This is a genomic window from Streptomyces turgidiscabies Car8 (assembly GCF_000331005.1).
Taxonomy (GTDB): Bacteria; Actinomycetota; Actinomycetes; order Streptomycetales; family Streptomycetaceae; genus Streptomyces; species Streptomyces turgidiscabies.
The window spans coordinates 1-26,835 of sequence record NZ_AEJB01000201.1 but is presented as its reverse complement, the minus strand read 5'-3'; the positions used below and the strand labels follow the sequence as shown (position 1 = coordinate 26,835).

Sequence of the window (26,835 nt, the reverse complement as noted above, 5' to 3'; positions counted from 1 at the left end):
GACCCCTCTCGGCTGTTAGTTATCTGTCAACGTATTCGTCGAACCTCAAAACCGTCACCTCTACGCAGTAGCGCGGGGGTCGCAGGAGGCACCGTGCTCACCGCGTTCGCCCGGGCGTTCAAGACGCCCGACCTGCGCAAGAAGCTGCTCTTCACGCTCGGCATCATCGTGGTCTATCGGGTGGGCACGCACATCCCGATCCCAGGTGTCGACTATCAGAACGTCCAGACGTGTATCGACGTCGCGAAGAACGGAAGCCAGGGCCTGTTCGGTCTGGTCAACATGTTCAGCGGCGGGGCACTGCTGCAGATCACGATCTTCGCGCTGGGCATCATGCCGTACATCACGGCGAGCATCATCCTGCAGCTGCTGACGGTGGTGATCCCGCGCCTGGAAGCCCTCAAGAAGGAGGGCCAGGCGGGCACAGCGAAGATCACGCAGTACACCCGTTACCTGACGGTGGCTCTCGCCATCCTCCAGGGCACCGGTCTGGTCGCCACCGCGCGCAGCGGTGCGCTTTTCAGCGGCTGCACCGTCGCCAGCGAGATCGTCCCGGACCAGTCGATCTTCGTGACCGTCACGATGGTCATCACCATGACCGCCGGTACCGCCATGGTCATGTGGCTCGGTGAGCTCATCACCGACCGCGGCATCGGCAACGGCATGTCCATCCTGATGTTCATCTCGATCGCCGCCACCTTCCCGTCGGCGCTGTGGGCCATCAAGACCCAGGGTGACCTGGCGGGCGGCTGGATCGAGTTCGGCACGGTCATCGCCGTCGGTCTCGTCATGGTCGCGCTGGTGGTCTTCGTCGAGCAGGCTCAGCGCCGCATTCCGGTCCAGTACGCGAAGCGCATGATCGGTCGCCGGTCCTACGGCGGCACGTCGACGTACATTCCGCTCAAGGTCAACCAGGCCGGCATCATCCCTGTGATCTTTGCCTCCTCGCTGCTCTACATTCCCGCGCTGGTCGCGCAGTTCTCCGGCGGGACTTCCGGCTGGAAGACGTGGATCGAGCAGAACCTGACCAAGGGTGACCACCCGATTTACATCGCCACCTACTTCACGCTGATCGTTTTCTTCGCGTTCTTCTACGTCGCCATCTCCTTCAACCCCGAAGAAGTAGCCGACAACATGAAGAAGTATGGTGGCTTCATCCCGGGCATCCGGGCTGGTCGGCCGACTGCTGAGTACCTGAGCTACGTACTCAACCGGATCACCTGGCCGGGTTCGCTGTACCTGGGTCTGATCGCTCTCGTACCGACGATGGCGTTGGTTGGTTTCAATGCAAACCAGAACTTCCCGTTCGGCGGGACCAGCATCCTCATCATCGTGGGTGTCGGTCTTGAGACCGTGAAGCAGATTGAGAGCCAGCTCCAGCAGCGCAATTACGAAGGGTTCCTCCGCTGATGCGAATCGTCCTCGTCGGGCCTCCTGGTGCCGGGAAGGGAACGCAAGCCGCGTTCCTCGCCAAGAACCTGTCGATCCCGCACATCTCCACGGGCGACCTCTTCCGGGCCAACATCAGCAAGCAGACGGATCTCGGGAAACTCGCGAAGTCCTACATGGACGCGGGCAACCTGGTGCCGGACGAGGTCACGATCGCGATGGCCAAGGACCGCATGGAGCAGCCCGACGCGGTGAACGGCTTCCTGCTGGACGGCTTCCCGCGGAACGTCTCGCAGGCCGAGGCGCTGGACGAGATGCTGAAGGCCGAGTCCATGAAGCTGGACGCGGTCCTCGACCTGGAGGTCCCCGAGGACGAGGTGGTCAAGCGCATCGCCGGCCGCCGCATCTGCCGTAACGACTCGGCGCACGTCTTCCACGTGACGTACCAGCCGCCGAAGGCCGAGGGCGTCTGTGACGTCTGCGGTGGCGAGCTGTACCAGCGGGACGACGACTCCGAGGAGACGGTCCGCAAGCGGCTGGAGGTCTACCACACCCAGACCGAGCCGATCATCGACTACTACAAGGTCCAGGGCCTCGTGGTGACGATCTCGGCGCTGGGCAAGGTGGAGGACGTCACGGGCAAGGCGATGGCCGCGCTGAAGGGTGACGGCGAGGGCGAGTAGCTCTTCTTCCCTTCCGGGTTTTACGTCGGACAGCCGCGGTTCCCTGTCAGGGGACCGCGGCTGCTGCGTTGGGGTGGGGCCCGTATCGTTGGCTCGGTAGTTCCTTGGCTTGTTGGTTCCTTGGCTGTTGTGTGTCCGTTCGTTTCCCCGACTGGTCGGTTCAGGAAAGGCCGTAGTTCCCATGGTGCAGATCAAGACCCCCGAGCAGATCGCCAAGATGCGCGAGGCGGGGCTTGTCGTCGCCGCCATCCACGCGGCCACTCGTGAGGCGGCCGTGCCGGGCGCCAGTACGAAGGATCTGGACATGGTCGCGCGGAAGGTGCTCGCGGATCACGGCGCGAAGCCGAACTTCCTCGGGTACGGCGGGTTCCCGGCCACCATCTGCACCTCCGTCAACGAGGTCGTCGTCCACGGCATCCCGTCCGACGAGGTCGTGCTGAAGGACGGGGACATCATCTCCATCGACTGCGGTGCGATCATCGACGGCTGGCACGGGGACGCGGCGTACACGGCGTTCGTGGGGTCGGGGCACGCCCCTGAGCTGATCGAGCTGTCGCGGGTGACGGAGGAGTCGATGTGGGCCGGGATCGCCGCGATGAAGGTGGGGAACCGGCTGGTCGACATCTCGCGGGCGATCGAGACGTACATCCGGCGTCAGCCGAAGGCCGGTGGCGGGCGGTACGGGATCGTCGAGGACTACGGCGGGCACGGCATCGGTACGGAGATGCACATGGACCCGCATCTGCTGAACTACGTCGAGCGCAAGCGGGGGAAGGGGCCGAAGCTGGTTCCCGGGTTCTGTCTCGCGATCGAGCCGATGGTGTCGCTGGGTACGCCGAGGACCGAGGTGCTGGCGGACGACTGGACGGTCATCACGACGGACGGGACGTGGTCGTCGCACTGGGAGCACTCTGTGGCGTTGACGGAGGCGGGGGTGTTGGTGCTTACGTCTCCCGACGGTGGGGCGGCGAAGTTGGCTGAGCTCGGGGTGACTGCGGCGCCGGATCCGCTGGCGTAGGGGGTTTCCTCGCCCCCGCCGCCCCTACCCGTCCCATCCCCAGGGGCTCCGCCCCTTCGACCCCGCCAGGGGGCGCAGCCCCCTGAACCCCCGGGCGGGGGCTGCGTCCCCTGCACCCTGCTTTGGGCTGCGCCCCCTGGCCCTGGGTGGGACTGTGTCCCTGGTCCCGGGTGGGGGTTGCGGTCGGTGGGCCGCTGGGCGGGGACTGTGTCCCCTGCACCCTGCTGTGGACTGTGTCCCCTGCACCCTGCTGTGGGCTGCGCCCCCCTGGCCCTGGGTGGGACTGTGTCCCTGGTCCCGGGTGGGGGTTGCGGTCGGTGGGCCACTGGGCGGGGGCTGTGTCCCCTGCACCCTGCTTTGGGCTGCGCCCCCTGGCACTGGTGGGGGTCGCGGTCGCTGGGTCCCCGGGTGGGACTGCCCCTGCTCCCCGCTTCGGGGGCTGCGTTCCCTGGGCCTCGGGCGAGGGTTGCGGTTGCTGGCCCCCGGGCGGGGACTGGGCCCGCCGGCCCCCGGGCGAAGACTGAGTCCCCACTGCCGGGGCTCCACCGTCGCCCCCGGGCGGTTGCTGCCCCGGGGCCCCTTGGTGGGGTCGTGTGTCGTCGTGCCGGAGGGGGAGCGCTGCCCCTGGGCCCCTGGTCGGGGGGACGGGGTCTGGGTTTCGTTCGGGCGTTCTGGTTGGCGGGTCGGCCTGTCGCTGGGTGGGTGTTGGTGTGTCGTGTTGGTTAAGGATCACGGCTGTGGGGCAGTCTTCCTCGATTCGTCTTTCCGGGTGTGCTGACGTAGACTGACTCGTCGGCTCTCGTGCACCCGCATGTCCGCATGCGCCCATCAAGGGAACGCATGAGAGTCGATCAAGGTAGTCGATTCGAAGGGCGAAGCGTGGCCAAGAAGCAAGGTGCCATCGAGATCGAGGGCACTGTCGTCGAGTCTCTTCCGAACGCCATGTTCAAGGTTGAGCTCCAGAACGGCCACCAGGTCCTGGCACACATCAGCGGCAAGATGCGTATGCACTACATCCGCATCCTCCCTGACGACAGGGTCGTGGTGGAGCTGTCTCCGTACGACCTGACGCGTGGCCGCATCGTCTACCGATACAAGTAGATCTTGCCCACGTCCCGTGCAAGCGGGGCCGCCGGCAACTGACCCGGAGAACCTCACCCCATGAAGGTCAAGCCGAGCGTCAAGAAGATCTGCGACAAGTGCAGGGTGATCCGCCGTCATGGTCGGGTCATGGTCATCTGCGAGAACCCGCGGCACAAGCAGCGCCAGGGCTGACGCACGACCCACCCTCTGCATCCGCAGAAATTCGCGCGACGCGAGCAGTACATGTTCATACGCAGAGCCCAGGTCCGGAGTTCCAATGGAGTTCCAAGAGACCTGATACCCCCGGTCGGAGGCCGGGGACCCAGTTCGTACCTCATACGGCGGCTGGGAAACGGCTTTGTGGAAGACCTCCGATCGACAACTGGAGCCATTGAATGGCACGCGTTTCCGGTGTTGACATCCCGCGCGAAAAGCGTGTGGAGGTCGCCCTCACCTACGTGTTCGGCATCGGCCGGACCCTTTCCCAGCTGACGCTGGCGGAGACGGGCATCGACCCGAACACCCGTGTTCGGGACCTCTCCGAGGAGCAGCTCGTCGCGATCCGCGAGTACGTGGACGCCAACATCAAGACCGAGGGTGACCTCCGTCGCGAGATCCAGGGCGACATTCGCCGGAAGATCGAGATCGGCTGCTACCAGGGTATTCGCCACCGCCGTGGCCTGCCCGTCCACGGTCAGCGCACCAGCACGAACGCTCGTACCCGCAAGGGCCCGCGTCGCGCCATCGCCGGCAAGAAGAAGCCGGGCAAGAAGTAGTCCTCAGCGGACAACGCTTCATCAGCGGTCTTCGCTGTAGGACCGACCACCTCCCTGTAGGAGATTTAGATGCCCCCCAAGGGTCGTCAGGGCGCTGCCAAGAAGGTGCGCCGCAAGGAAAAGAAGAACGTCGCTCATGGGCACGCCCACATCAAGAGCACGTTCAACAACACCATCGTCTCGATCACGGACCCCGCGGGCAACGTGATCTCCTGGGCCTCCGCCGGCCACGTCGGCTTCAAGGGCTCGCGCAAGTCCACCCCCTTCGCCGCGCAGATGGCCGCCGAGTCGGCCGCCCGCCGCGCGCAGGAGCACGGCATGCGCAAGGTTGACGTCTTCGTCAAGGGCCCGGGTTCGGGTCGCGAGACGGCCATCCGTTCGCTTCAGGCGACCGGTCTTGAGGTCGGCTCCATCCAGGACGTCACCCCCACCCCGCACAACGGCTGCCGTCCGCCCAAGCGCCGTCGCGTCTGACGCACGGGCGTTTGCCGGTTTGAAGTCTTGAGGTTTCGGGCGGTATGGCTCCTTGGAGCCGTATCGCCCGTACCCTTGTAGTACTAGTCGGGCATCAAATAGCGGGTGTCCATGACTGAAGGATTTCCACATGCTGATCGCTCAGCGTCCGTCCCTGACCGAAGAGGTCGTCGACGAGTTCCGCTCCCGTTTCGTCATCGAACCGCTGGAGCCGGGTTTCGGCTACACCCTCGGTAACTCCCTCCGCCGGACTCTGCTGTCCTCGATTCCGGGTGCGGCTGTCACCAGCATCCGTGTCGACGGAGTTCTGCACGAGTTCACCACCGTGCCGGGTGTCAAGGAGGACGTCACCGACCTCATCCTCAACATCAAGCAGCTCGTCGTCAGCAGCGAGCACGACGAACCGGTCGTGATGTACCTGCGCAAGCAGGGTCCGGGTCTCGTCACCGCCGCTGACATCGCGCCGCCGGCCGGTGTCGAGGTGCACAACCCCGACCTGGTCCTCGCCACGCTCAACGGCAAGGGCAAGCTGGAGGTGGAGCTGACCGTCGAGCGCGGTCGCGGCTACGTCTCCGCTGTGCAGAACAAGCAGGTGGGTCAGGAGATCGGTCGTATTCCGATCGACTCGATCTACTCGCCGGTTCTCAAGGTCACGTACAAGGTCGAGGCCACGCGTGTCGAGCAGCGCACCGACTTCGACAAGCTGATCGTCGACGTCGAGACCAAGCAGGCCATGCGTCCCCGTGACGCCATGGCGTCGGCCGGTAAGACGCTGGTCGAGCTGTTCGGGCTTGCCCGTGAGCTCAACGTCGACGCCGAGGGCATCGACATGGGTCCGTCCCCGACGGACGCAGCCCTCGCCGCTGATCTCGCGCTGCCGATCGAGGAGCTGGAGCTCACCGTTCGGTCGTACAACTGCCTGAAGCGCGAGGGCATCCACTCCGTGGGTGAGCTCGTGGCTCGTTCCGAGGCCGATCTGCTGGACATCCGCAACTTCGGTGCGAAGTCCATCGACGAGGTCAAGGCGAAGCTGGCGGGGATGGGTCTTGCGCTCAAGGACTCGCCTCCCGGGTTCGACCCGACCGCCGCGGTGGGCGCCTTCGGCGCCGATGATGACGATGTGGACGCAGGGTTCGTGGAGACCGAGCAGTACTGAGAGCTCGGGACTCACGGTTTAGTTTTGGGTGCGGGTGCGCTGTGCTTGATCGCGCAGTTCCTCGCGCCCCTTCCGGGATCGCCCCTTCGTGGCTGCTCCCGGATCTCCGACGGGTGACCGCCTGCTCGGACACTGACTCTGGTACCTGATACGGCCGGGGCAGACAACAAGGAGAAAGATCATGCCGAAGCCCGCCAAGGGTGCCCGTCTGGGCGGCAGTGCCGCGCACGAGAAGCTGCTTCTTGCGAACCTCGCGAAGTCGCTCTTCGAGCACGGCAAGATCACGACCACCGAGGCGAAGGCGCGCCGGCTGCGTCCGTACGCCGAGCGTCTGGTCACCAAGGCGAAGAAGGGTGACCTTCACAACCGCCGTCAGGTGCTCCAGGTCATCTCGGACAAGAGCATCGTGCACACGCTCTTCACCGAGATCGGCCCGCGCTACGAGAACCGCCCGGGTGGTTACACCCGTATCACCAAGATCGGTAACCGTCGTGGCGACAACGCGCCCATGGCTGTCATCGAGCTGGTGGAGGCCCTGACCGTGGCCCAGCAGGCCACCGGTGAGGCCGAGGCGGCGACCAAGCGTGCCGTCAAGGAAGACACCCTCAAGAAGGACGAGGCCGTCGAGGCCAAGTCCGACGAGGTCGTCGAGGACGCGGCTCCGGCCGAGGAGTCGAAGGACGCGTAAGCGTTCGTGTCGTAGAAGCGGGTCCGTTCCTTTCCGGGGCGGGCCCGCTTTTGTGTTGCTGAGAGGATCTCTGGGTGAGTGATGACGTAGAGCCCGGGTTCGTACGGGTGCGGCTGGACCTTTCCTACGACGGCACCGGGTTCTCCGGGTGGGCCAGGCAGCCCGGTGGACGCAGGACCGTACAGGGGGAGATCGAGGACGCCCTGCGGACGGTGACCCGGTCCGGGGAGGCCACGTACGACCTGACCGTGGCCGGGCGTACCGACACCGGGGTGCATGCGCGGGGGCAGGTCGCCCATGTCGATCTGCCGGTGGCGGTGTGGGACGAGCACCGGGAGAAGCTGCTCAAGCGGCTTGCCGGGCGGTTGCCCAAGGACGTGCGGGTGTGGCGGGCCGCCGAGGCGCCGGGCGGGTTCAACGCGCGGTTCGCCGCTCTGTGGCGGCGTTACGTCTACCGGGTCGGCGACCGGCCCGGCGGGGTCGACCCGCTGCTGCGCAGCCATGTGCTGTGGCACGACTGGGAGCTGGACGTCGACGTGATGGACGCCGCCGCCAAGTCCCTGGTCGGGGAGCATGACTTCGCCGCGTACGCGAAGAAGCGCGAGGGGGCCTCGACGGTCCGCGAGATCTTCGACTTCGGGGTACGCCGGCGGCTGGACGGCGTCGTCGAGATCGAGGTCCGCGCCGACGCCTTCTGCCACAACCAGGTGCGGTCCATGGTCGGCGCGCTGCTGTTCGTGGGCGACGGGCACCGGACGGTGGAGTGGCCGCGACGGGTGCTGGACGCGCGGGTGCGTGACAGCGCCGTGCATGTCGTACGGCCGTACGGGCTGACCCTGGAGGAGGTCGCCTACCCGGCGGACGACCAGCTCGCCGCGCGGCAGCTGCTGGCCCGGCGGGTGCGGGGCGAGGTGCACTGACGTGCCCCCCTAGGCCAGGTGGCCCACACGGCTCACGCGCGACGGCCGACGATCAGATCAGTGATCGTCGGCCGTCGGAGGGCGGGAGGAAACCTCTGGGCGTGCTACTGGCTGGCCGCCGAAGCCTGGGCCTCGCCTCGGCGCCTGATCTGGCGGAAGGCGAACTCACCCAGGTCGTCGCCCGTGGTGAAGACGGCCGTGCTCTTCGTCGTCACGTCCTTGCCGTCGGTGAAGCCGGCGATCGTGAAGTAGGCGTAGCGGCCGTACGAGTTGGTGGTCGAGCGGCAGATCGCCGAGCGGCAGAACGTCGGGACACCGCCGCCGGACAGGGACTCGACGATGCTCTTCTTGTCCGCCGTGGCCTTGACCTTCGTGGCCTGGGCCTCGGTGTCGAAGACGGCCACGCCGACCGTGACCGCGACGCCGTCCTTGCTGTACGTGACGCGCAGGAAGCGCGTGCACCTGTTGTCCTTGAGGATCTTCGGAAGGGTGTTCTTCGTCGCCGACGCGCAGTTCGCCGTGTCCGCGGTCGGGCCCTTCTTGTAGAGGCGCTCGCCCATCGTCAGCTGTGTGCCGGGGAAGAGGGTGTCCGGCGTCAGCTCCGCCGTGTCCTTCTGCACACTGGATATGAAGTCCTTCGGATCCAGCGGCGGCGGCGCGCTCGTCGGCTCGAACGACGGCACCGCCGAGGCGGTGTCGCTGGGGATGTCCGCGGTGGCGGGCAGCCCGGAGGTCGGCCTGTTGGAGGCCTGGTTGTTGCCGTCGGCGTTGACCACGGCCATGGCGACGGCGGCGCCCACGCCGACGGTGGCCACCGCGGCCGTGACGATCAGCAGGAGTCTGCGGCGTCTGTTACGCGTCTCGGACGCGTCGGCGAGCGCCGCCCAGTCGGGGGCCTGGCCGCCGCTCTGACCGCCCCACGGCTGCTGCGGGGCCCGGCCGCTCTGGTCGTCCCACGGTTGTTGCGGGGTATTCGGTTTCCAGGGATCCCACTGAGGTCCCCCCTGCCCAAAGCTCATGGGCGCATCTTAGACGCCGCGCAACCCCTGTGCCGATGCGTCTCAGACCCTTCTCATGGGCCACGGGAGCAACGGAGTCGGGGTTCCGGGTGGTTTCTCACACACCGGCCCGGACTGTCCCCCCGCGTCCTCCGCGCCCGGCGTTCCCGACCTCGTTTTGACCCGTCCGGGGCAGCGCGGGTAGCCTGGGCGTTCGTTATGCGTATCGGCTTGGTCGCTCTCAGGCGAGAAGCTCTTACGTAGGTTCCCTGGAGCAGTTTCCAGTGGGCGGCATACGGGCCTGGCTCCCGGCACTGTCGTCCCCAGCTGCACGATCGCTTCAGTGATGCCATGTGTCAGGACCCATCCACTGAAGAAGCGAAGGCTACGAAGTGCGTACGTTCAGCCCTAAGCCCGGCGACATCACTCGCCAGTGGTACGTCATCGACGCCCAGGATGTCGTCCTGGGCCGTCTGGCCACCACCGCCGCGAACATCCTTCGGGGCAAGCACAAGCCGATCTATGCGCCGCACGTCGACGCTGGTGACTTCGTCATCATCATCAACGCGGACAAGGTGCACCTCTCCGGCAACAAGAAGACCCAGAAGATGGCGTACCGCCACTCCGGCTACCCGGGTGGTCTCCGCTCCGTCCGCTACGACGAGCTTCTGGCGAAGAACCCCGAGAAGGCCGTCGAGAAGGCCATCAAGGGCATGATCCCCAAGAACACCCTGGGCCGTCAGTGCCTGTCGAAGCTGAAGGTCTACTCGGGCGACCAGCACCCCCACGCTGCCCAGCAGCCGGTGCCGTTCGAGATCACCCAGGTCGCGCAGTAGTTCCGGCCACCCCCTAAGACGTAGAGAATTCTGAGGAGAATCGTGGCCGAGACCACTGTCGAGCAGCCGCTCGACGAGAACGCCGATGTCGAGTTCGAGAACGCCGACGTCGAGAGCTACACCACCGAGTCCGAGGCGCCCGTCGCCGAGGGCGAGTACTCGGAGGCCCTTGACGGCCGCTTCGGTGACCCGCAGCCGGCCGCCGGCCTGGGCCGTCGCAAGAACGCCATCGCCCGCGTCCGGATCGTCCCGGGCACCGGCAAGTGGAAGATCAACGGTCGCACCCTTGAGGACTACTTCCCCAACAAGGTGCACCAGCAGGAAGTCAACGAGCCCTTCAAGGTGCTCGAGCTCGACAACCGCTACGACGTTGTCGCCCGCATCACGGGTGGCGGTGTCTCCGGTCAGGCCGGCGCCCTGCGCCTCGGTGTGGCCCGCGCGCTGAACGAGGCCGACGTGGACAACAACCGCGGCGCCCTCAAGAAGGCCGGCTTCCTCCGTCGTGACGACCGTGCGGTCGAGCGCAAGAAGGCCGGTCTCAAGAAGGCCCGTAAGGCCCCGCAGTACAGCAAGCGTTAATCGCTCCGCTGTTCCTGGACGTCTCGTACGTCTCAGACGTTCCGTACGTATCGCCCCGGCGGCACTTTCCGTGCTGTCGGGGCGGTTCGTTTACCGGGGGCCTTGCTTAGCACAGGCTCACGGCACAGGTTTGAGGAACGGCCCCTACAGCCTGGAAACAGGCACAGGGGATATACGTAGCCAGGTCCGGCATGGACACTCGGCACGAGCCGCACAACCCCAGCACCTTCGGAGGACACCAGTGGGACGACTCTTCGGCACGGACGGCGTGCGCGGTGTCGCCAACGCGGACCTGACAGCCGAGCTGGCTCTCGGCCTGTCCGTAGCGGCGGCCCACGTACTCGCCGAGGCGGGTTCCTTCGAGGGCCACCGGCCGGTGGCCGTGGTCGGACGGGACCCACGTGCGTCAGGAGAGTTCCTGGAGGCCGCCGTGGTCGCGGGCCTCGCCAGCGCGGGCGTCGACGTCCTGCTGGTCGGTGTGCTGCCCACCCCGGCGGTGGCGTTCCTCACCGCCGAGCTGGGAGCCGACCTCGGTGTGATGCTCTCCGCCAGCCACAACGCCATGCCGGACAACGGCGTCAAGTTCCTGGCCCGCGGCGGCCACAAACTCGACGACGAGCTGGAGGAGCGGATCGAGTCCGTCTACGAGGAGCACCGCACCGGCGCTCCCTGGGACCGTCCGACGGGCGGCGGCGTGGGCCGCGTGCGGTCGTACGACGAGGGTTTCGAGCGGTACGTCACCCATCTCGTCGGGGTTCTTCCGAACCGACTGGACGGTCTGAAGGTGGTGCTGGACGAGGCGCACGGCGCTGCCAGCCTGGTCTCGCCCGAGGCGTTCACGCGGGCCGGCGCCGAGATCGTCACCATCGGCGCGGAGCCGGACGGCCTCAACATCAACGACGGCTGCGGTTCCACCCACCTCGGCAAGCTCCAGGCCGCCGTTCTCGAACACGGGGCCGACCTCGGTATCGCCCACGACGGTGACGCGGACCGCTGCCTCGCCGTCGACCACACCGGTGCGGATGTGGACGGCGACCAGATCATGGCCGTACTCGCGCTGGCGATGCGGGAGCGGGGTGTGCTGCGGGCCGACACCGTTGTCGCCACGGTGATGTCGAACCTGGGCTTCAAGCTGGCCATGGAGCGGGAGGGGCTGTCGCTGATCCAGGCGGCGGTCGGTGACCGGTATGTGCTGGAGGAGATGAAGGAGCACGGGTACGCGCTGGGCGGTGAGCAGTCCGGGCACGTGATCATCTCGGACCACGCGACCACCGGTGACGGGACGCTGACCGGGTTGCTGCTGGCGGCTCGGGTCGCGCAGACCGGTCGTACGCTGCGGGATCTCGCGTCGGTGATGGTGCGGTTGCCGCAGGTGCTGGTGAATGTGCCGGACGTGGATCGGACCCGGGTGGGGTCGTCCGCGGAGTTGGCTTCCGCGGTGGCGGAGGCTGAGCGTGAACTCGGGGCTACGGGGCGGGTGTTGTTGCGGCCTTCCGGGACCGAGCCGTTGGTTCGGGTGATGGTCGAGGCGGCGGATATCGATCAGGCTCGGTCTGTGGCTGGGCGGTTGGCGGATGTGGTGAAGTCGGCGTTGGGGTAGTTGGCGGGGGCGGGTTCGGGGCGGGGGGTTTTGTGCGTGGCGGGCCGGCGGCTCGTTGTGGCTTGTCGCGCAGTTCCCCGCGCCCCTTGAGGGGCGCGTCCCTGTGGGCCGTGTCTCAAGAAGTTCGGGTGTTGTTTCTTTGGGTGCTCCATAGCCATTTCTGGGCCAGGAGGGTGAGGGTGGCCGCCAGGATGATGCCCAGGAGGTTCAGGAGGAGCTGTTTCGTGGAGCCCCAGGTCTGGCCCATGTCGCCGTAGCTCAGGGCCACGGCGGCGTTGGCCGCGGCGGGGATGGTGGTCACGGAGATGGCCACACCCACCAGGGCGCCGGACTTCGCCGAGGTCAGGGAGAGCGTGCCGGCGATGCCCGCGAGGGCCGCGACGACGAACGAGAACCAGTCGGGGGCGTAGACGAAGCCGGTGTTGGGGCGCGTCGCTTCCAGTTTCGCCTCGGTGAACAGGCCGACGGCGTCCATGAAGACGCTGAAACCGACCGTCACCGCCATCGCCACCGCGAAGCCCACCAGCAGGGCGATGAGTGAGCGGGCCGCCAGCCTCGGGTGGCGTTGGACGAGGGCGGTGCTCAGGCCGGCCAGGGGGCCGAACTCCGGGCCCACCGCCATCGCGCCCACGATCAGGATGGCGTTGTCGAGGACCACACCGCAGGCCGCGATCATCGTGGCGAGCGTGATGAACGAGACGTACGTGATCGAGAGCGTCGACTCCTCGTGCGTCGCCTCCGCGAGGTGCTCCCACAGGACCGCGTCCACACCCTCGCCGGGCGCGTCCTTCTCGGCCTTGTCGGCCCGCTGGGAGAGCGACAGGTCGATGTTCTCCACGGCGATGGAACCGGTCGCGTCGAGGCCCAGCTCCCGTAGCCCCGCGATGAGTTCGTCGCCCGCCTCCCGGGCCACGTCGCACATCACGACGTCCCCGGCGGGGTTGCGGGCGGCGCCGGGGAGGACGACGAGGTGGGTGGTGCCGACCGTCTTCTCGATCAGGCGGACCACGTCGTCGGTGCTGCCGGCCGGGGTGATGAGGCGTAGGTGGAGCATGGGGGCAGGGTAGCCGGGGCGTGTGTCGCGAGGGTCGCGGCGGGGCTCGCTAGAGCTTGCGCAGGCTGAGGCGTTGGACCTTGTGGTCCGGGCCCTTGCGGATGATGAGGGTGGCGCGGCCTCGGGTGGGGGCCACGTTCTCCAGGAGGTTCACCTTGTTGATGGTGCGCCAGGTGGTGCGGGCGTAGTCGAGGGCCTCCTCCTCCGACACCTGCGTGTACTTGCGGAAGTACGAAGACGGCTTCTGGAACGCCGTCTCGCGCAGGCGGCGGAAGCGGTTGAGGTACCAGCGCTCGATGTCCTCGGGGCGGGCGTCGACGTACACGCTGAAGTCGAAGTAGTCCGCGAGGCCGACGCGGGTGCGGCCGTCGCTGCCGGGGAGGGCGGGCTGGAGGACGTTCAGGCCCTCGACGATCAGGATGTCGGGGCGGCGGACCGTGAGCTTCTCGCCGGGGACGATGTCGTAGATGAGGTGGGAGTAGACCGGGGCCGTGACCTCGTCCTTGCCCGCCTTGATGTCCGCCACGAAGCGGGTGAGGGCCCGGCGGTCGTACGACTCGGGGAAGCCCTTGCGGGACATCAGGCCACGGGACGTCAGCTCTTCGGTCGGGAGCAGGAAGCCGTCGGTGGTCACCAGTTCCACGCGCGGGTGTTCGGGCCAGCGGGAGAGCAGTGCCTGGAGGAGACGGGCGACGGTCGACTTGCCTACGGCCACCGAACCCGCGACCCCTATGACGAACGGGGTGCCGGCCTGGGTGCCCTGTTCGCCGAGGAAGGTGTTCAGGGCGCCTCTCAGGCCGTCCGTGGCGCCGATGTAGAGGTTGAGGAGGCGGGACAGCGGGAGGTAGATGTCCCGCACCTCGTCGAGGTCGATGACATCGCCCAGACCGCGCAGCTTCTCGACCTCCTCGGCGGTGAGGGGAAGCGGCGTCTTGTCGCGCAGCGCACTCCACTCGGTACGGGTGAGATCGACGTAGGGAGTCGCCTCCGGCCGCTGCCGGTGGGCGCTCCGGGGCATCGGGGAGACCGGAGAGATCACAGTCCATTGTTACGGGAGTGTGGACGGGGTGGGGGGTGGAGTGCGTCACGCGGGCATGTCACGAACAGGTTTCGAATGCAGGTTCGACGATCTTCCTGGTGGGTCCCTCCGTAAAGTGCCTGTAAAGCACGTCTCCCGAAATCCCAAAGAGAAAGAGCTTGTTCCCTTGAGGACCACCGCTGTTCGCCGTACCGCCCTCGCCGCTTCCGCCGCGGCTCTCGCTCTTCTCGTCACCGCGTGCGGTGGTTCGTCCGGTGACGACGACAAGAACGGTGACGGCGCGACCGCGCAGGCCGACAACTCCGGCGAGGGCAAGACCGCCGCCAAGGCGCTCACCGCCGCCGAGCTGGCGAAGGTCGCCCTCGTGCAGGCGGACGTCAAGAGCGGGACGCTCACCGAGAAGGTGCCGGCGAAGGACGAGCTCGCGCAGGACAAGGTGACGTCGGACCCGGCGGACTGCGCGCCGCTCGCCTTCCTCCAGTCCGGTACCTACGGAGGCAAGCCGGCGGCCACCGTGAAGCGGACGTGGAAGGGCGACGACGCGAAGAAGCCCGCCGCCGGGGCGAGCGATGAGGAGAAGTTCCTCGCCGAGATGGATGTGGCGCAGGCCGTCCTCACCCTGGCCACCTACGAGGACGGCGGCGCCGAGCAGGTCATGAAGGATCTGAACAGCGCTGCCGAGAAGTGCGCCGCCGGGTTCTCCTTCACCGTGACCGGCGACAAGAACGACGTCCTGAAGGTGACCAAGACCCCGGCGCCCGAAGGAGCGGACGAGGCGCTGGCCGTGACGATGATCGTGGACACCGGTCGGAAGACTCCGCTGAAGTCCGTTGCCGTCCGCAAGGGCTCCACGGTCCTCTTCGCCTTTGCCATGAACATCGCCTCGCTCTCCACCGGCAAGGAATACGACTTCCCCACGGAGATCGTCGACGCGCAGCTCGCCAAGCTCGGCTGAGCGGATCCTGCCACCGGCGGGAATTTCCGATATCGGGCACGCGGTGCCCGGGTGCGGCGCGTGTTCGATCATAGGCTGCGCGGTATGTGCGGAATCGTGGGTTACGTGGGGTCCCAGTCGGCTCTCGACGTCGTGATGGCCGGGCTGAAGCGGCTGGAGTACCGGGGGTACGACTCGGCCGGGGTGGCTGTGCTGGCCGACGGCGGGCTGGCCGGGGCCAAGAAGGCCGGGAAGCTCGTCAACCTGGAGAAGGAGCTCGCCGAACGGCCGCTGCCGGCCGGGGGTACGGGCATCGGGCACACCCGGTGGGCCACCCACGGCGGGCCGACCGACGTCAACGCGCATCCGCATCTCGACAACGCCGGGCGCGTCGCCGTCGTCCACAACGGGATCATCGAGAACTTCGCCTGTCTGCGGGCGGAGCTGGCCGAGCGCGGGCACGTGCTCGCCTCCGAGACCGACACCGAGGTCGTCGCCCATCTGCTCGCCGAGGAGTTCTCGTCCTGCGCCGATCTGGCCGAGGCCATGCGGCTCGTCTGCCGGCGGCTGGAGGGTGCGTTCACGCTGGTCGCGGTGCACGCCGACGAGCCGGACGTGGTGGTCGGGGCGCGGCGGAACTCGCCGCTGGTGGTGGGCGTCGGAGAGGGCGAGGCCTTTCTCGCCTCGGACGTCGCCGCGTTCATCGCCCACACGCGGTCGGCGATCGAGCTGGGTCAGGACCAGGTCGTGGAGCTGCGCCGGGACGGGGTCACGGTGACGGGCTTCGACGGCGGTCCGGGGGACGCGCGGTCGTATCACGTCGACTGGGACGTGTCGGCGGCGGAGAGGGGGGGCTATGACTACTTCATGCTCAAGGAGATCGCCGAGCAGCCCAAGGCTGTCGCCGACACCCTGTTGGGCCGTATCGACGCGGCCGGGTCACTGACGCTCGACGAGGTGCGGATTCCCGCCGGTGCGCTGCGGGAGGTCGAGAAGGTCGTCGTCGTCGCCTGCGGTACGGCCTTCCACGCCGGGCTGATCGCCAAGTACGCCATCGAGCACTGGACGCGTATCCCGTGCGAGGTGGAACTGGCGAGCGAGTTCCGGTACCGGGACCCGATTCTCGACGCGCGGACCCTCGTCATCGCCATCTCCCAGTCCGGCGAGACCATGGACACCCTGATGGCTCTGCGGCACGCCCGCGAGCAGGGTGCCAGGGTGCTGGCCGTCTGCAACACCAACGGCTCGACGATCCCGCGCGAGTCGGACGCGGTGCTGTACACGCACGCGGGGCCCGAGGTCGCCGTCGCGTCCACCAAGGCGTTCCTCACGCAGTTGGTGGCCTGCTATCTGGTCGCCCTGTATCTGGGCCAGGTGCGCGGCACGAAGTGGGGCGACGAGATCCGGGCCGTCGTACGGGACCTGGCGGACATCTCCGGTGCGGTCGAGCGGGTGCTGGAGACCATGGAGCCCGTGCGGGAGCTGGCGCGTTCGCTCGCCGACAAGAACACGGTGCTGTTCCTCGGGCGGCACGTCGGGTATCCGGTGGCACTGGAGGGCGCGCTCAAGCTGAAGGAACTCGCCTACATGCACGCCGAGGGCTTCGCCGCGGGCGAGTTGAAGCACGGGCCCATCGCGCTGATCGAGGAGGACGTGCCGGTCGTCGTGGTCGTGCCGTCGGCGCGTGGCCGGTCCGTCCTCCACGACAAGATCGTGTCCAACATCCAGGAGATCCGGGCCCGGGGTGCGCGGACCATCGTCATCGCGGAGGAGGGGGACGAGACCGTGGTGCCGTACGCGGACCACCTGATCCGTGTTCCGGCCACACCGACCCTGCTCCAGCCGCTCGTCACCACCGTGCCGTTGCAGGTCTTCGCCTGCGAACTGGCCACGGCCCGGGGCAACGAGGTGGACCAGCCCCGGAACCTCGCGAAGTCGGTGACGGTGGAATAGGCGAGGCGAGCGGGGAGTGGTTGGGGCGCCTGTTCGCCGTTAGGAGTCGGTGGTTGGGCGAGTGCGGGTTCGGTGGGGGCTGGTCGCGCCCGCGCGGCGGAGCCGCACAATGACACAGCCCCGCGCCCCTGGGTATGCGGAGGCGCAGGGAGTCACGAAGTGCCAGGAGTTGGTTCAAGGCGCCGTCCGTGCCACCGTGCTCGCGCGTTCCGTCAGGCGGGGTGGCAGGAGGGTCGCCTCCGGGACGTGGCCTGTGCCGTTCAGCTTCTTCATCAGCAGCTCCACGGCCCGCGTCCCGACCTCCGCCGACGGGATGGCGACCGAGGTGACCGGTACGGGCAGGTTCTCGGCCAGGTCGTCCGGGCAGATCGCGGTGACGGAGAGATCGCCGGGGACCCGTAGGCCGAGGTGTTCGAAGGCGTCGATCAGGGGTTCCAGGATCGCCTCGTTGTGGACGACGACCCCCGTCAACGCCGGGTGTTCGCGCAGGAGTTGCTCCGCAACCACCCTCGCCGCCGCCGGGGTCGCCTCGCAGGGGTGGACCGAGGACGACAGCCCGCCCCGGTCCGCAGCCGCCGTGAACCCCTGGACCACGCGCTGGGCGAACGCGGTCCGGCGTACGTACACCTCGGGCGGCGAGCCGACCAGGGCGACGACCCGGTGGCCGAGGGCGGCCAGGCGCTCCACGCACAGCTCGCCCGCCGCCTTGAAGTCCAGGTCGATACAGGTCAGGCCGGCCGGCTCGGAGGGGAAGCCGATCAGTACCGACGGCAGGTCCAGCGAACGCAGCAACGGCAGCCGGGGGTCGTGGAGCTGGACGTCCATCACGATCAGCGCGTCCACGAGGGCCGTGTCCGCCACCCGGCGCAGACCGTCCTCGCCCTCCTCCTGGGTGAGGAGCAGGACGTCGTGGTCGTGGCTGCGCGCGGCCGTCACCACCGACACCGCGAACCGCATGGCGACCGGGACGTGGATGCCGGTCCGCAACGGGATCACCAGTGCCAGTACGTTCGAGCGGCTGCTTGCCAGCGCCCTCGCGCCCGCGTGGGGGCGGTAGCCGAGTTCGTGGATGGAACGTTCGATGCGCTGCCGGGTCTCCTCGGAGATCGGGCGCTTGCCGCTGAGGGCGTACGACACCGTGCTCGGGGAGACCCCGGCGTGCCGTGCCACATCGGTGATCTTCACCATCATTCGCCTCCCGATTCGTCCGGCCCCGGTGCCGATGAGCCCGGTTCGCGCGGTCCCAGCTCCACCGTCAGGAAGCCGGTGCCCGCCTGCGCCCGCACCTCACGTCTGCCCGCCGACAGTCCCCACGGCACCGACGGATCGCCGCAGGAGGCCCGTAGGGTGTCGCCCTCGCGGACCACCGTGAACGTCATGTCGCCCACCGGGACGGTCACCTGGGCGCCGCGCTCCAGGCCGTACGCGTGCAGCGTGACCCCGTCGGCGTACGCGTAGTCCGGGCGGTCGTCCACCGCGCCGACCGGGATCACCGACCCGGGACGCACCAGCAGCGGCACGCTGTCGAAGCCGTGGCGTTCCCGTATCCAGCGGGGGCCGGTCACCGTGCGGCCGGTCAGGAAGTGGGTCCACTCGCCCTCGGGGACGTAGTACGAGACGTCTCCCTCGTCGCTGAACACCGGGGCGACCAGCAGGTCGGGGCCGAGCATGAACTGCCGTTCCAGGTACGCGCATCCGGGGTCGTCCGGGAACTCCAGGACCATCGCCCGCATCATCGGGACGCCCTCGGTGTGGGCGGTGCGGGCGGCCTCGTACAGATACGGCATGAGGCGGAGCTTCAGCCGGGTGAACAGCCGCAGTACGTCCACGGCCTCCTCGTCGAACAGCCACGGCACCCGGTAGGACGAACTGCCGTGCAGGCGGCTGTGGGAGGAGAGGAGCCCGAACGCCGTCCAGCGTTTGAACAGGGCGGGGCTCGGGGTGCCCTCGAAGCCGCCGATGTCGTGGCTCCAGTAGCCGAAGCCGGAGAGCCCGAGGGAGAGTCCGCCGCGCAGTGACTCCGCCATCGACTCGTAGGTCGCCTCGCAGTCGCCGCCCCAGTGGACCGGGAACTGCTGGCTGCCGGCCGTCGCCGACCGCGCGAACACGACCGCCTCGCCCTCGCCGCGATGCTTGCGCAGCACGTCGAAGACGGTCCTGTTGTAGAGGTACGTGTAGTAGTTGTGCATCCGCTCCGGGTCCGAGCCGTCGGCGAACCGCACGTCCAGCGGCACCCGTTCACCGAAGTCGGTCTTGAAGCAGTCGACGCCCTGCGCGAGGAGGGCCTCCAGTTTCGAGGCGTACCAGTCGCGGGCCGCCGCGCTGGTGAAGTCGACCAGCGCCATGCCCGGCTGCCACTGGTCCCACTGCCAGACGCTGCCGTCCGGCCGACGGAGAAGGTGGCCAAGTGCCTTGCCCTCCGCGAAGAGCGGCGACCGCTGGGCGATGTACGGGTTGATCCAGACGCTGATGTGCAGGCCCTTCGCCTTCAGCCGCTGGAGCATGCCTTCGGGGTCGGGGAACACCCGTGGGTCCCACCGGAAGTCGCACCAGTTGAACTCGCGCATCCAGAAACAGTCGAAGTGGAAGACGGAGAGCGGGAGTTCACGCTGCCGCATGCCCTCGATGAACGAGGTCACCGTCTCCTCGTCGTAGGAGGTGGTGAAGGAGGTGGACAGCCACAGGCCGAAGGACCACGGCGGCGGTAGTGCCGGGCGGCCGGTCAGGGCCGTGTACTTGCGGAGGATGTCCTTCGGGGTCGGGCCGTGGATGACGTAGTACGTCAACTGCTGTGTCTCGGCGCTGAACTGGACCCGGGACACCGCCTCCGAGGCGACCTCGAAGGACACCCGGCCGGGATGGTCGACGAAGACGCCGTAGCCCGCGTCCGTGAGGTAGAACGGGACGTTCTTGTAGGCCTGTTCGGTCGCAGTGCCGCCGTCGGCGTTCCACATGTCGACGACCTGGCCGTTCTTGACCAGCGGGCCGAAGCGCTCGCCGAGGCCGTACACGCTCGTCCCCACGCCCAGCCCCAGCTGCTCGCGCAGATAGTGGGCGCCGGTCGTCGCGTCCCGCATGATGCCCATGCTCTTGGGGCCGCTGCTGGTGAGGACGCGGCCGTGGGCGAGGAAGTCGACGTGCCAGGGGCTGGTGCGGCTGATCCGGATGGAGAGGGTGCCGGAGGTCAGGGTCGCGTGCTCGTCGTCGTACTCCGTGTGAGCCGTCAAGTCCTCTTTCCGCAGCTCGAACTGGGGGAGCTGCGGCTGCTCGCCCTCGAAGTGCGTGAACGTGACGCCGATGACGTCGGGCATCGGGGCGTGGGCGCTGATCGTCACGACCGGTCCCTTCAGCAGGTCGCCGCGGTGGCGGATGGGCTGGGTCGGCGCGTGGATGTCCAGCGTGCCGTCGGTGTCCGTCACATCGAGGACCTCGACAGGGTGGGCGGCGGTGACGCCCTCGCGCAGCAGCCAGTAGCCGTCGGTGAACTTCACGCGCATACCCCTTACTCGGCGTGCATCGCTTACGTGGCCGGGTTACTTGACGGCACCCACGGCGATACCGCGCGTGAGTGTTCGCTGGAAGACAAGGAAGAAGACGACGGCCGGCAACACGCCCAGCAAAGCTGCCGCGTTGGTCATCGTGGCGTCCATCAGACGCTGGCCCTGAAGGACGCCGAGGGCCACCGACACCGTCTGGTTGTCGTTGGAGATCAGCATCACGAGGGGGAGCAGGAACTCGTTCCAGGTCCAGATGAAGAAGAAGACGAGGAGCACACCGAGGGTGGGGCGGCTGACCGGGACGACGACGCGCCACAGCACCTGCCACTTGTTCGCGCCGTCGATCCGCGCGGCCTCGATGATCTCCCGGGGGAACTGGCCCAGCACCGAGGAGAGGAGATACGTACCGAAGGCCGCCTGGATCACCGTGAAGACGATGATCACGCTCAACCGGGTGTCGTACAGGCCGGCTTCCTTGCTCAGGTAGTACACCGGGTAGACCAGCGCCTCCTGCGGCAGCATGTTCGCGAGGACGAAGAAGGCCAGCACCCAGGTGCGGCCCCTGATCCGGCCGATACCGATCGCGTAGGCGTTCAGCACGGACAGGACGACCGCCAGGACGGCCACCGACCCGCTGATCAGCAGGGAGTTGACGAGCTTCTGCCCGAAGTCGACCCGCTCCCAGAAGTCCTTGACGCCGTCCAGATAGAGGCCCTCGGGGAGGCTGAGGGGACCGTTCGCGGAGTACTCGGCGGGCGACTTGACCGCGTTGACGGCGACGATCAGGAACGGCACGACCATGAACAGGGCCGCGAGGACGAGAGCGACGAGCACCGGATAGCGGCGCAGGGCGGTCGTCATGCCCGTACCCCCGTCGGAGAGTCCTCGGCGTCCTCGGCCCGGGTCTGGAGCTTCAGGCCGACGAGCGAGACGGCGAGGATGATCACCGTCAGGACGGTGGAGACGGCGGCGCCGTAGCCGACCTGGGTCTTCTCGAAGAACGTGGTGAAGGAGAAGTAGGACGGGACGTTGGTCGCGCCGCCCGGCCCGCCCTTCGTCAGGACGTACACCGCGCCGAACACCTTCAGCGCGGCGATCGTGCACCAGGTGAGGACGACGTAGATCTCGGGGCGGATCTGGGCCAGCGTGATGTGCCGGAAGCGCCGCCACCAGCCCGCGCCGTCCAGTTCGGCGGCCTCGTAGAGCTGCGGGTCGACGCGTTGCAGGCCCGCCATGAAGACGACCAGCGGGAAGCCGAGCTGCACCCAGACCATCACGCCCATCACGCTGTAGAGCGCGATGTCCGGGTCGCCGAGCCAGTCCTGCTGCCAGGAGCCCAGCCCGACGGCTTTCAGCAGCTCGTTCAGCGAGCCGTTGTCGGGCGCGAGGATCCAGCTCCAGACGATGCCGGCGACCGCGATCGGCAGCACCTGGGGGAGGTAGAAACAGGCGCGGAGCACGGCCGCCCAACGGCTCCCGAAGTGCTTGCCGACGAAGTCGAACAGGGCGGCGGCCAGGACGAGTCCGACCGCGGTGGGTACGGCCGCCATCGCCACCACCATGAACAGGCTGTGCCGGAACGACGCCCAGAACTCCGAATCGTCCATCAGGGCCCGGTAGTTGGCGAGCCCCGACCACTCCGGGGAGCCCACACCACGCCAATCCGTGAAGCTCACGCCGGTGTTCATCAGGAACGGCACGACGATCACGGCGAGGAAAGCGAGTGCGCCGGGGAGGAGGAAGAGGGCGTACGAGTCCTGGGCGCGGCGCCAAGTGGGTTGCGGGTGGCTGGAGTTGGCGGTGCCGTGGCGCCGCCGGCCGCCGGCCCGTTCGACGGTGACCGTCATGTCTTCGGTACGCCCTTGTCGTATGCCTCCTGCAACGAGTCGAGGACCGCGTCCGGTTGGGCGCTGCCCGTGATCAGCTTCTGGGCCTCGGAGACGAGGACGTCGTAGAAGCCGGGCACCGGCCAGTCCGGGTAGAAGGCGAGTCCGTCCCGGTCGGAGAGGGTGTTGAAGTCGGCGATGAGCGACTTGGCCTGGGGGTCGGTGATGGCGGCCGGGTCGGCGGCCACCGGGACCCCGCCCTTGTTGCCGAGCAGGTTCTGGATCTTCTTCGACATGGTGATGTCGATGAAGTCGTAGGCGAGTTCCTTGTTCTTCGCGCCCTTGGGGACGACCCACAGGTTGCCGCCGGACCCGAGGGTGAGGCCGCTGCCGGGCCACAGGAACGTGCCCCAGTCGAACTTCGCCTCGCTCTTGAAGCGGCCGTACCACCAGCTGCCGGAGAACAGGATCGGGCTCTTGCCCTGGATGAAGGAGACGCCGGCGTCCTCCGCCTTGAGACCGCTGGAGTTCTTGCCGAAGTACCCCTTCTTCACCCAGTCGGCGAAGGTCTCGGCACCGTACGTCCAGGCGGCGTCATGGAAGTCCGTCTTCCCCTTGTACAGCTCGTACTTGTCGACCCAGGCACGGTCCGCCTTCGACAGGGCGAGCTGGTACAGGTACTGCTGTGCCGGGTATTCGGCGCCCGCGCTCGCCAGCGGGGTGATGCCCTCGGCGACGAACTTGTCCATGGCGGTGGTGAGTTCGTCGAACGAGGTCGGCACGGCGACGCCGTGCTGCTTGAAGAGGTCCTTGTTGTAGAACACCATCGTGTACTCGGCGTAGTTGGGCACGCCGAACCAACTGCCCGAGCCCATCACGCCGTTGGTGTCGTACTGGCTGGTGGTGCGGGCGCCGGCGCTGAGCTCTTTGTCCCAGCCCCGCTTGGTCACCTCGGCGCTCAGGTCGGTGAGCAGGCCCTGTGTGGAGAGCAGGCCGGCCGTCGCGTTGCCCTTGTTGTACTCCATCAGGTCGGGCGCGTCGGAGGAGTTGAGGACCATCGGGGCGGTCTTCTGGATCTGTTCGAAGCCCTTCTCCTCGACCTTCACCGTCACGCCCGGATGTGTCGCTTCGAACTCCTCGACGGCCGCCTTCCAGGCCAGCCCCATCGCGCTGTTGGGAGCCTCGTAGTGCCAGAGGCGCAGGGTCTTCCCGTCGCCCGATGCGCTGTCGAAGCTACCGCAGGAGGCCGTCAGCAGCGCCCCCACCAGGGACGCGGCCGTAATCGCCATGCACCTGCCATGCCTTCTTGCCGTGAACATCCTCTGCCTCCAGGGGAGTCGGATGGATCTCGGTCACCCGTCACGCAGGGGTCGTCGAACTGATTCGACGTGGGTCGTCGAAGCGCTTCGACGGGCGAAGGTATGTGTGGCGTGTGAACGAGTCAATGGGGCGCGCGTGAATTGGCGTGGTGGGGTGGGTGGTTGGCGGGGGTGGGCCCTTGGCCGGTGCGGGTGGCGGGACCTCGGCTCGCGCGAGTACCGGGGCCGCTGCCCATGCCGGAGAGCGGGGGCAGCGGCAGCACGCCCGCCGGGGTGCGCCGGGGTGGGGTGGGGTGGGTGGTCGGCCAGGGTCGTGTGACGAGGGAGGGTCCCGGCTGGTGCGGCTGGTGCGGCTGGTGCGGCTGGTGCGGCTGGTGCGGCTGGTGCGGCTGGTGCGGCTGGTGCGGCTGGTGCGGCTGGTGCGGGCTCAGCTCGGGTGGGTGTGGGGGTGCCGGACCGTGCGAGTACCGCCCCGGTTCGGGCGGGTGAGCAGCGACATCAGCAGTGCGCTCGCTGCCGCCGCGACCGGGACGGCGTATCCCGCTGTGGGTGACAGGTGTTCCGCCGCCCAGCCGCCGGCGGTCGAACCGCTGGCTATGCCGCCCAGGAGGCCCGTCACCGCGAGGGTCATGCCCTCGTTCAGGCGGCCTTCGGGGGTGCGGCTCTGGATCAGGGTCATGTTCGTGATCATGGTGGGCGCGGTCGCCGTCCCGGCCAGGAGCAGCATGCCCGCGAGGACGAGGAGCGAGCCGGTCAGGGCTGCGGCGAGCAGGGGCAGCGTCATCAGTGCCGTCATCACGGCCAGGCACCAGGGGTGGCGCCGCTCGGCGGGCCCGGCCGGCCGCAGCGACCCGTACAGCAGACCGGCCGCGCACGATCCGGCCGCCTGGAGGGCGAGGACGGCCCCGGCCGCCGCCCGGTGCCCCCGCTCGTCGGCGAAGGCGATCGTGACGACCTCCATCGACCCGAACACGGCGCCCGTGGCCAGGCATACGGCGAGCAGTGGACGCATCCCGGGGGCGCGCAGCGGTGACGTACCCCGCGTGTGAAGCCCTTCGATGCGGGGCCGGACGGGCGGCTCGGTCGACCGCTGGGCGGCGAAGAGGAGCACGCCGGTCATCATCAGGACCGCCCCGACCAGCGTGCCCGCCTCCGGGAACAACGCCCCGCACAGGAAGGCCGCGAGGACCGGGCCGAGCATGAAGCAGAGCTCGTCGGCGGCCTGTTCGAAGGAGTTGGCGGTGTGAAGGGCTTCCTTGTCCCCGTCCAGGAGACGGGCCCAGCGGGCGCGTGACATGCCGCCGGTGTTGGGGGTCGTGGCGGTGGCGGCGTAGGCGGCGAAGAGGGTCCAGTCGGGGGCGCCGTAGTGCGCGCAGAGCAGCAGGGCGAGGGAGCCGAGGGCGGCAAGTGCCGTGGCCGGTACGGCGATTCGGGCCTGGCCGTACCGGTCGACGAGCCGAGCGGTCCAGGGCGCGACCACGCCCGTCGCGGCGAGCCCGGTCGCGGTGACGGCTCCGGCGAGGGCGTACGAGCCGCGCGACCCGGCGATCATGATGACCGCGCTCACGCTGAACATGCCCATGGGTAGCCGCGCGATCAGGTTCCCGGCGGTGAAGGCGCGTGCGCCGGGGACGGCGAAGAGACGCCGGTAGGGGCCGGGCGGACGGTGGTCGTCCGTCGTACGGGTACGGCCGCGGGGGCCGAAGTCGGCGATGACCAGGGTGTCCTGGGTGACGGCGGGGAGAGGCCGGGGGAGTGGGTGGGAGCGGGACAGGGAGTGCGGGCGGGAGTGAGAACGGGGTCGGGGCGGGGGCTGCGGCATGCGTCCACCGTCGCCCGGCGTCGATCGCGGGGTCCAACACCTGATCCCCGGCGATTGACGCACTCTCGTTGTAAGTTCGCCGGATGTCTGCCCCGAAGCACCTCGACCCCCGTCTCCTGCGCGCCTTCGTCGCCGTGGCCGAAGAGCTGCACTTCACCCGCGCCGCCGCCCGCCTCTACGTGGCGCAGCAGGCGCTCAGCCGCGACATCCGGCGCCTGGAAAGGGAGTTGGGCGCCGAACTCTTCGTGCGGTCGACCCGGCGGGTGACCCTGTCGGCTGACGGTGAACGCCTGCTGCCGTACGCCCGGCGGGTGTTGGCGGCCCACGACGAACTGCTGGCCGCGTTCGGGGAGATACGGCCGCTGCTGGTGGACCTGAACTCGCCGGGGCTCTCGACCGGGCGGCGGGTGCTGCACCGGGCCCGTGAACTCGCCCCGGAGTGCGAGCTGATGGCGCGGTTCGAGAGCGGACTCACCTTCGCCGCGGGCGAGATGCTCGCGGGTCGGCTCGACGCGTCGTTCGGACGGTTCGCGGGCCTGGACCCGGGGGTGCGGGCGCGGTTGGACCAACAGCTCGTGCGCTACGAGCCGATGGCGGTCGTCCTGCCCGAGGACCACCGGCTGGCCGCGCTGCCCGAGGTGCCGTTGGCGGCGCTGGCGGGCGAGAGCGTGTACGCCGGTGCGGGCAATCCCCGGACCCCGGAGTGGACCGATCTCGCACGTCAGCTGTTCGAGGGACGCGGCATCGGGATCGCGCCGCCCGCGCCACTCGCGGTGGGCGACGAGGAGTTCCAGCGGGTCATGGCCAAGACGCGGGCCCCGGTCCTCGCCGTGGTGGATTTCCCGGCCCTGCCGGGGACGGTGGTGCGGCCGCTGGTCGATCCCGTGCCGCTGTCCCCCGTCTCTTTGGTGTGGCGGAGGGGCCTGGCCCACCCGGGAGTTAACGCTCTGCGACGGGCCGCGGCCCAGCTCACGGGGGAGGAGGGGTGGCTTCGAGGGGCTGTCGGCGGGTGGATTCCGGCCAGGGACAACGACATCATTTCGGTTCACAAGTAACACATGGCAAACACGGGTCCTCCATGTGCGCTACATTCGTGGCCCGGATGCAGTGTGATAAATGGGGCGCTCGGATCGGATGGGGGTCCGATTCGAACATCGGTAGTACGAAAATCCGGAAATCGTACACGCGCCC

The 26,835-nt window shown here is 68.3% G+C and carries 25 protein-coding genes; 16 read left to right on the top strand and 9 right to left on the bottom strand.

Annotated features, from left to right (window positions below; translation table 11 throughout):
* Nucleotides 1-93: 93 nt before the first annotated feature.
* The 10 genes from secY (at nt 94) to truA (ending at nt 8,187) form a co-directional block, all read left to right on the top strand.
* Nucleotides 94-1,410 carry a preprotein translocase subunit SecY gene (secY, locus tag STRTUCAR8_RS12345; protein WP_006376034.1) on the top strand — a complete coding sequence of 439 codons (1,317 nt, stop codon included), beginning with the start codon at nt 94-96 and terminating at the stop codon, nt 1,408-1,410.
* The gene (locus STRTUCAR8_RS12340; RefSeq protein WP_006376024.1) at nt 1,410-2,072 is read left to right on the top strand and encodes an adenylate kinase; all 663 of its coding nucleotides are present in this window, start codon (nt 1,410-1,412) and stop codon (nt 2,070-2,072) included. Before secY ends, STRTUCAR8_RS12340 begins: the two co-directional genes overlap by 1 nt.
* 181 nt (nt 2,073-2,253) lie before the next feature.
* Nucleotides 2,254-3,090 (top strand): type I methionyl aminopeptidase, encoded by an 837-nt coding sequence (map, locus tag STRTUCAR8_RS12335; RefSeq protein ID WP_006376009.1) that lies wholly within the window; start codon nt 2,254-2,256, stop codon nt 3,088-3,090.
* An 879-nt stretch (nt 3,091-3,969) separates the two neighbouring features.
* Nucleotides 3,970-4,191, top strand: a complete 222-nt coding sequence (gene infA / locus STRTUCAR8_RS12330) for a translation initiation factor IF-1 (protein ID WP_003948620.1) — start codon at nt 3,970-3,972, stop codon at nt 4,189-4,191.
* A 60-nt stretch (nt 4,192-4,251) separates the two neighbouring features.
* Nucleotides 4,252-4,365 carry a 50S ribosomal protein L36 gene (gene rpmJ / locus STRTUCAR8_RS12325; RefSeq protein ID WP_003998809.1) on the top strand — a complete coding sequence of 38 codons (114 nt, stop codon included), beginning with the start codon at nt 4,252-4,254 and terminating at the stop codon, nt 4,363-4,365.
* A 203-nt stretch (nt 4,366-4,568) separates the two neighbouring features.
* Complete coding sequence (rpsM, locus tag STRTUCAR8_RS12320; protein ID WP_006376031.1) at nt 4,569-4,949, top strand: 30S ribosomal protein S13; 381 nt, start codon at nt 4,569-4,571, stop codon at nt 4,947-4,949.
* Between the two features lie 69 nt (nt 4,950-5,018).
* Nucleotides 5,019-5,423, top strand: coding sequence for a 30S ribosomal protein S11 (gene rpsK, locus STRTUCAR8_RS12315; protein WP_006376016.1), 405 nt, complete (start codon nt 5,019-5,021; stop codon nt 5,421-5,423).
* Between the two features lie 130 nt (nt 5,424-5,553).
* The gene (locus STRTUCAR8_RS12310) at nt 5,554-6,579 is read left to right on the top strand and encodes a DNA-directed RNA polymerase subunit alpha (RefSeq protein ID WP_006376036.1); all 1,026 of its coding nucleotides are present in this window, start codon (nt 5,554-5,556) and stop codon (nt 6,577-6,579) included.
* Nucleotides 6,580-6,760: 181 nt separating this feature from the next.
* On the top strand, nt 6,761-7,267 hold the full coding sequence (gene rplQ, locus STRTUCAR8_RS12305; RefSeq protein ID WP_006376013.1) for a 50S ribosomal protein L17: 507 nt from the start codon (nt 6,761-6,763) through the stop codon (nt 7,265-7,267).
* 74 nt (nt 7,268-7,341) lie between these two features.
* The gene (gene truA / locus STRTUCAR8_RS12300) at nt 7,342-8,187 is read left to right on the top strand and encodes a tRNA pseudouridine(38-40) synthase TruA (RefSeq protein ID WP_006376040.1); all 846 of its coding nucleotides are present in this window, start codon (nt 7,342-7,344) and stop codon (nt 8,185-8,187) included.
* A gap of 104 nt (nt 8,188-8,291) precedes the next feature.
* Here truA and STRTUCAR8_RS12295 read toward each other — a convergent pair whose 3' ends face one another.
* Nucleotides 8,292-9,206: a hypothetical protein gene (locus STRTUCAR8_RS12295; protein WP_006376026.1), complete on the bottom strand. Its 915-nt coding sequence runs from the start codon at nt 9,204-9,206 to the stop codon at nt 8,292-8,294.
* 371 nt (nt 9,207-9,577) lie between these two features.
* Here STRTUCAR8_RS12295 and rplM point away from each other — a divergent pair, with 371 nt between their 5' ends.
* From rplM to glmM, 3 genes are all read left to right on the top strand, one after another.
* The gene (gene rplM / locus STRTUCAR8_RS12290; RefSeq protein WP_006376008.1) at nt 9,578-10,021 is read left to right on the top strand and encodes a 50S ribosomal protein L13; all 444 of its coding nucleotides are present in this window, start codon (nt 9,578-9,580) and stop codon (nt 10,019-10,021) included.
* Nucleotides 10,022-10,063: 42 nt separating this feature from the next.
* Entirely contained in the window at nt 10,064-10,600 is a 537-nt protein-coding gene (rpsI, locus tag STRTUCAR8_RS12285; protein WP_006376017.1) for a 30S ribosomal protein S9, read from the top strand.
* A gap of 241 nt (nt 10,601-10,841) precedes the next feature.
* The gene (glmM, locus tag STRTUCAR8_RS12280) at nt 10,842-12,200 is read left to right on the top strand and encodes a phosphoglucosamine mutase (RefSeq protein ID WP_006376033.1); all 1,359 of its coding nucleotides are present in this window, start codon (nt 10,842-10,844) and stop codon (nt 12,198-12,200) included.
* A 115-nt stretch (nt 12,201-12,315) separates the two neighbouring features.
* Here glmM and STRTUCAR8_RS12275 read toward each other — a convergent pair whose 3' ends face one another.
* Together STRTUCAR8_RS12275 and coaA are read right to left on the bottom strand one after the other, a co-directional pair.
* Nucleotides 12,316-13,254, bottom strand: coding sequence for a DUF389 domain-containing protein (locus STRTUCAR8_RS12275; RefSeq protein WP_006376012.1), 939 nt, complete (start codon nt 13,252-13,254; stop codon nt 12,316-12,318).
* 49 nt (nt 13,255-13,303) lie between these two features.
* Nucleotides 13,304-14,272 carry a type I pantothenate kinase gene (gene coaA / locus STRTUCAR8_RS12270; RefSeq protein ID WP_179200576.1) on the bottom strand — a complete coding sequence of 323 codons (969 nt, stop codon included), beginning with the start codon at nt 14,270-14,272 and terminating at the stop codon, nt 13,304-13,306.
* Nucleotides 14,273-14,459: 187 nt separating this feature from the next.
* On the opposite strand from coaA, the gene STRTUCAR8_RS12265 reads away from it, so the two are divergent.
* A complete protein-coding gene (locus STRTUCAR8_RS12265; protein ID WP_006375995.1) occupies nt 14,460-15,248 on the top strand; it encodes a hypothetical protein in 789 nt (262 codons plus the stop codon).
* 84 nt (nt 15,249-15,332) lie between these two features.
* Nucleotides 15,333-17,180 carry a glutamine--fructose-6-phosphate transaminase (isomerizing) gene (gene glmS, locus STRTUCAR8_RS12260; protein ID WP_044472074.1) on the top strand — a complete coding sequence of 616 codons (1,848 nt, stop codon included), beginning with the start codon at nt 15,333-15,335 and terminating at the stop codon, nt 17,178-17,180.
* Nucleotides 17,181-17,354: 174 nt separating this feature from the next.
* On the opposite strand, the gene STRTUCAR8_RS12255 is transcribed toward glmS, so the two are convergent.
* The 6 genes from STRTUCAR8_RS12255 to STRTUCAR8_RS12230 all read right to left on the bottom strand — a co-directional run bounded on the left by STRTUCAR8_RS12255 (nt 17,355) and on the right by STRTUCAR8_RS12230 (nt 25,644).
* On the bottom strand, nt 17,355-18,368 hold the full coding sequence (locus STRTUCAR8_RS12255; RefSeq protein ID WP_179200577.1) for a LacI family DNA-binding transcriptional regulator: 1,014 nt from the start codon (nt 18,366-18,368) through the stop codon (nt 17,355-17,357).
* A complete protein-coding gene (gene yicI / locus STRTUCAR8_RS12250; protein ID WP_044472078.1) occupies nt 18,368-20,671 on the bottom strand; it encodes an alpha-xylosidase in 2,304 nt (767 codons plus the stop codon). Before yicI ends, STRTUCAR8_RS12255 begins: the two co-directional genes overlap by 1 nt.
* Before the next feature lie 42 nt (nt 20,672-20,713).
* Nucleotides 20,714-21,538 (bottom strand): carbohydrate ABC transporter permease, encoded by an 825-nt coding sequence (locus STRTUCAR8_RS12245; protein WP_006376035.1) that lies wholly within the window; start codon nt 21,536-21,538, stop codon nt 20,714-20,716.
* Nucleotides 21,535-22,524, bottom strand: a complete 990-nt coding sequence (locus STRTUCAR8_RS12240) for a carbohydrate ABC transporter permease (protein WP_006376048.1) — start codon at nt 22,522-22,524, stop codon at nt 21,535-21,537. The genes STRTUCAR8_RS12245 and STRTUCAR8_RS12240 overlap by 4 nt, the downstream gene beginning before the upstream one ends.
* Nucleotides 22,521-23,822, bottom strand: coding sequence for an extracellular solute-binding protein (locus STRTUCAR8_RS12235; protein ID WP_006376044.1), 1,302 nt, complete (start codon nt 23,820-23,822; stop codon nt 22,521-22,523). The genes STRTUCAR8_RS12240 and STRTUCAR8_RS12235 overlap by 4 nt, the downstream gene beginning before the upstream one ends.
* A gap of 427 nt (nt 23,823-24,249) precedes the next feature.
* Nucleotides 24,250-25,644 (bottom strand): MFS transporter, encoded by a 1,395-nt coding sequence (locus STRTUCAR8_RS12230; protein WP_006376043.1) that lies wholly within the window; start codon nt 25,642-25,644, stop codon nt 24,250-24,252.
* A gap of 83 nt (nt 25,645-25,727) precedes the next feature.
* On the opposite strand from STRTUCAR8_RS12230, the gene STRTUCAR8_RS12225 reads away from it, so the two are divergent.
* Complete coding sequence (locus STRTUCAR8_RS12225; protein ID WP_006376003.1) at nt 25,728-26,699, top strand: LysR family transcriptional regulator; 972 nt, start codon at nt 25,728-25,730, stop codon at nt 26,697-26,699.
* The last annotated feature ends 136 nt before the right edge of the window (nt 26,700-26,835 follow it).

Bases quoted from the DNA above. Each gene is read 5' to 3' on its own strand.
- STRTUCAR8_RS12340 (WP_006376024.1), top strand. From the start codon at position 1,410: ATGCGAATCGTCCTCGTCGGGCCTCCTGGTGCCGGGAAGGGAACGCAA.
- map (WP_006376009.1), top strand. From the start codon at position 2,254: ATGGTGCAGATCAAGACCCCCGAGCAGATCGCCAAGATGCGCGAGGCG.
- rpmJ (WP_003998809.1), top strand. From the start codon at position 4,252: ATGAAGGTCAAGCCGAGCGTCAAGAAGATCTGCGACAAGTGCAGGGTG.
- rpsM (WP_006376031.1), top strand. From the start codon at position 4,569: ATGGCACGCGTTTCCGGTGTTGACATCCCGCGCGAAAAGCGTGTGGAG.
- rpsK (WP_006376016.1), top strand. From the start codon at position 5,019: ATGCCCCCCAAGGGTCGTCAGGGCGCTGCCAAGAAGGTGCGCCGCAAG.
- STRTUCAR8_RS12310 (WP_006376036.1), top strand. From the start codon at position 5,554: ATGCTGATCGCTCAGCGTCCGTCCCTGACCGAAGAGGTCGTCGACGAG.
- rplQ (WP_006376013.1), top strand. From the start codon at position 6,761: ATGCCGAAGCCCGCCAAGGGTGCCCGTCTGGGCGGCAGTGCCGCGCAC.
- STRTUCAR8_RS12295 (WP_006376026.1), bottom strand. From the start codon at position 9,206: ATGAGCTTTGGGCAGGGGGGACCTCAGTGGGATCCCTGGAAACCGAAT.
- STRTUCAR8_RS12275 (WP_006376012.1), bottom strand. From the start codon at position 13,254: ATGCTCCACCTACGCCTCATCACCCCGGCCGGCAGCACCGACGACGTG.
- coaA (WP_179200576.1), bottom strand. From the start codon at position 14,272: ATGCCCCGGAGCGCCCACCGGCAGCGGCCGGAGGCGACTCCCTACGTC.
- glmS (WP_044472074.1), top strand. From the start codon at position 15,333: ATGTGCGGAATCGTGGGTTACGTGGGGTCCCAGTCGGCTCTCGACGTC.
- STRTUCAR8_RS12255 (WP_179200577.1), bottom strand. From the start codon at position 18,368: ATGGTGAAGATCACCGATGTGGCACGGCACGCCGGGGTCTCCCCGAGC.
- STRTUCAR8_RS12245 (WP_006376035.1), bottom strand. From the start codon at position 21,538: ATGACGACCGCCCTGCGCCGCTATCCGGTGCTCGTCGCTCTCGTCCTC.
- STRTUCAR8_RS12240 (WP_006376048.1), bottom strand. From the start codon at position 22,524: ATGACGGTCACCGTCGAACGGGCCGGCGGCCGGCGGCGCCACGGCACC.
- STRTUCAR8_RS12235 (WP_006376044.1), bottom strand. From the start codon at position 23,822: ATGTTCACGGCAAGAAGGCATGGCAGGTGCATGGCGATTACGGCCGCG.
- STRTUCAR8_RS12230 (WP_006376043.1), bottom strand. From the start codon at position 25,644: ATGCCGCAGCCCCCGCCCCGACCCCGTTCTCACTCCCGCCCGCACTCC.
- STRTUCAR8_RS12225 (WP_006376003.1), top strand. From the start codon at position 25,728: ATGTCTGCCCCGAAGCACCTCGACCCCCGTCTCCTGCGCGCCTTCGTC.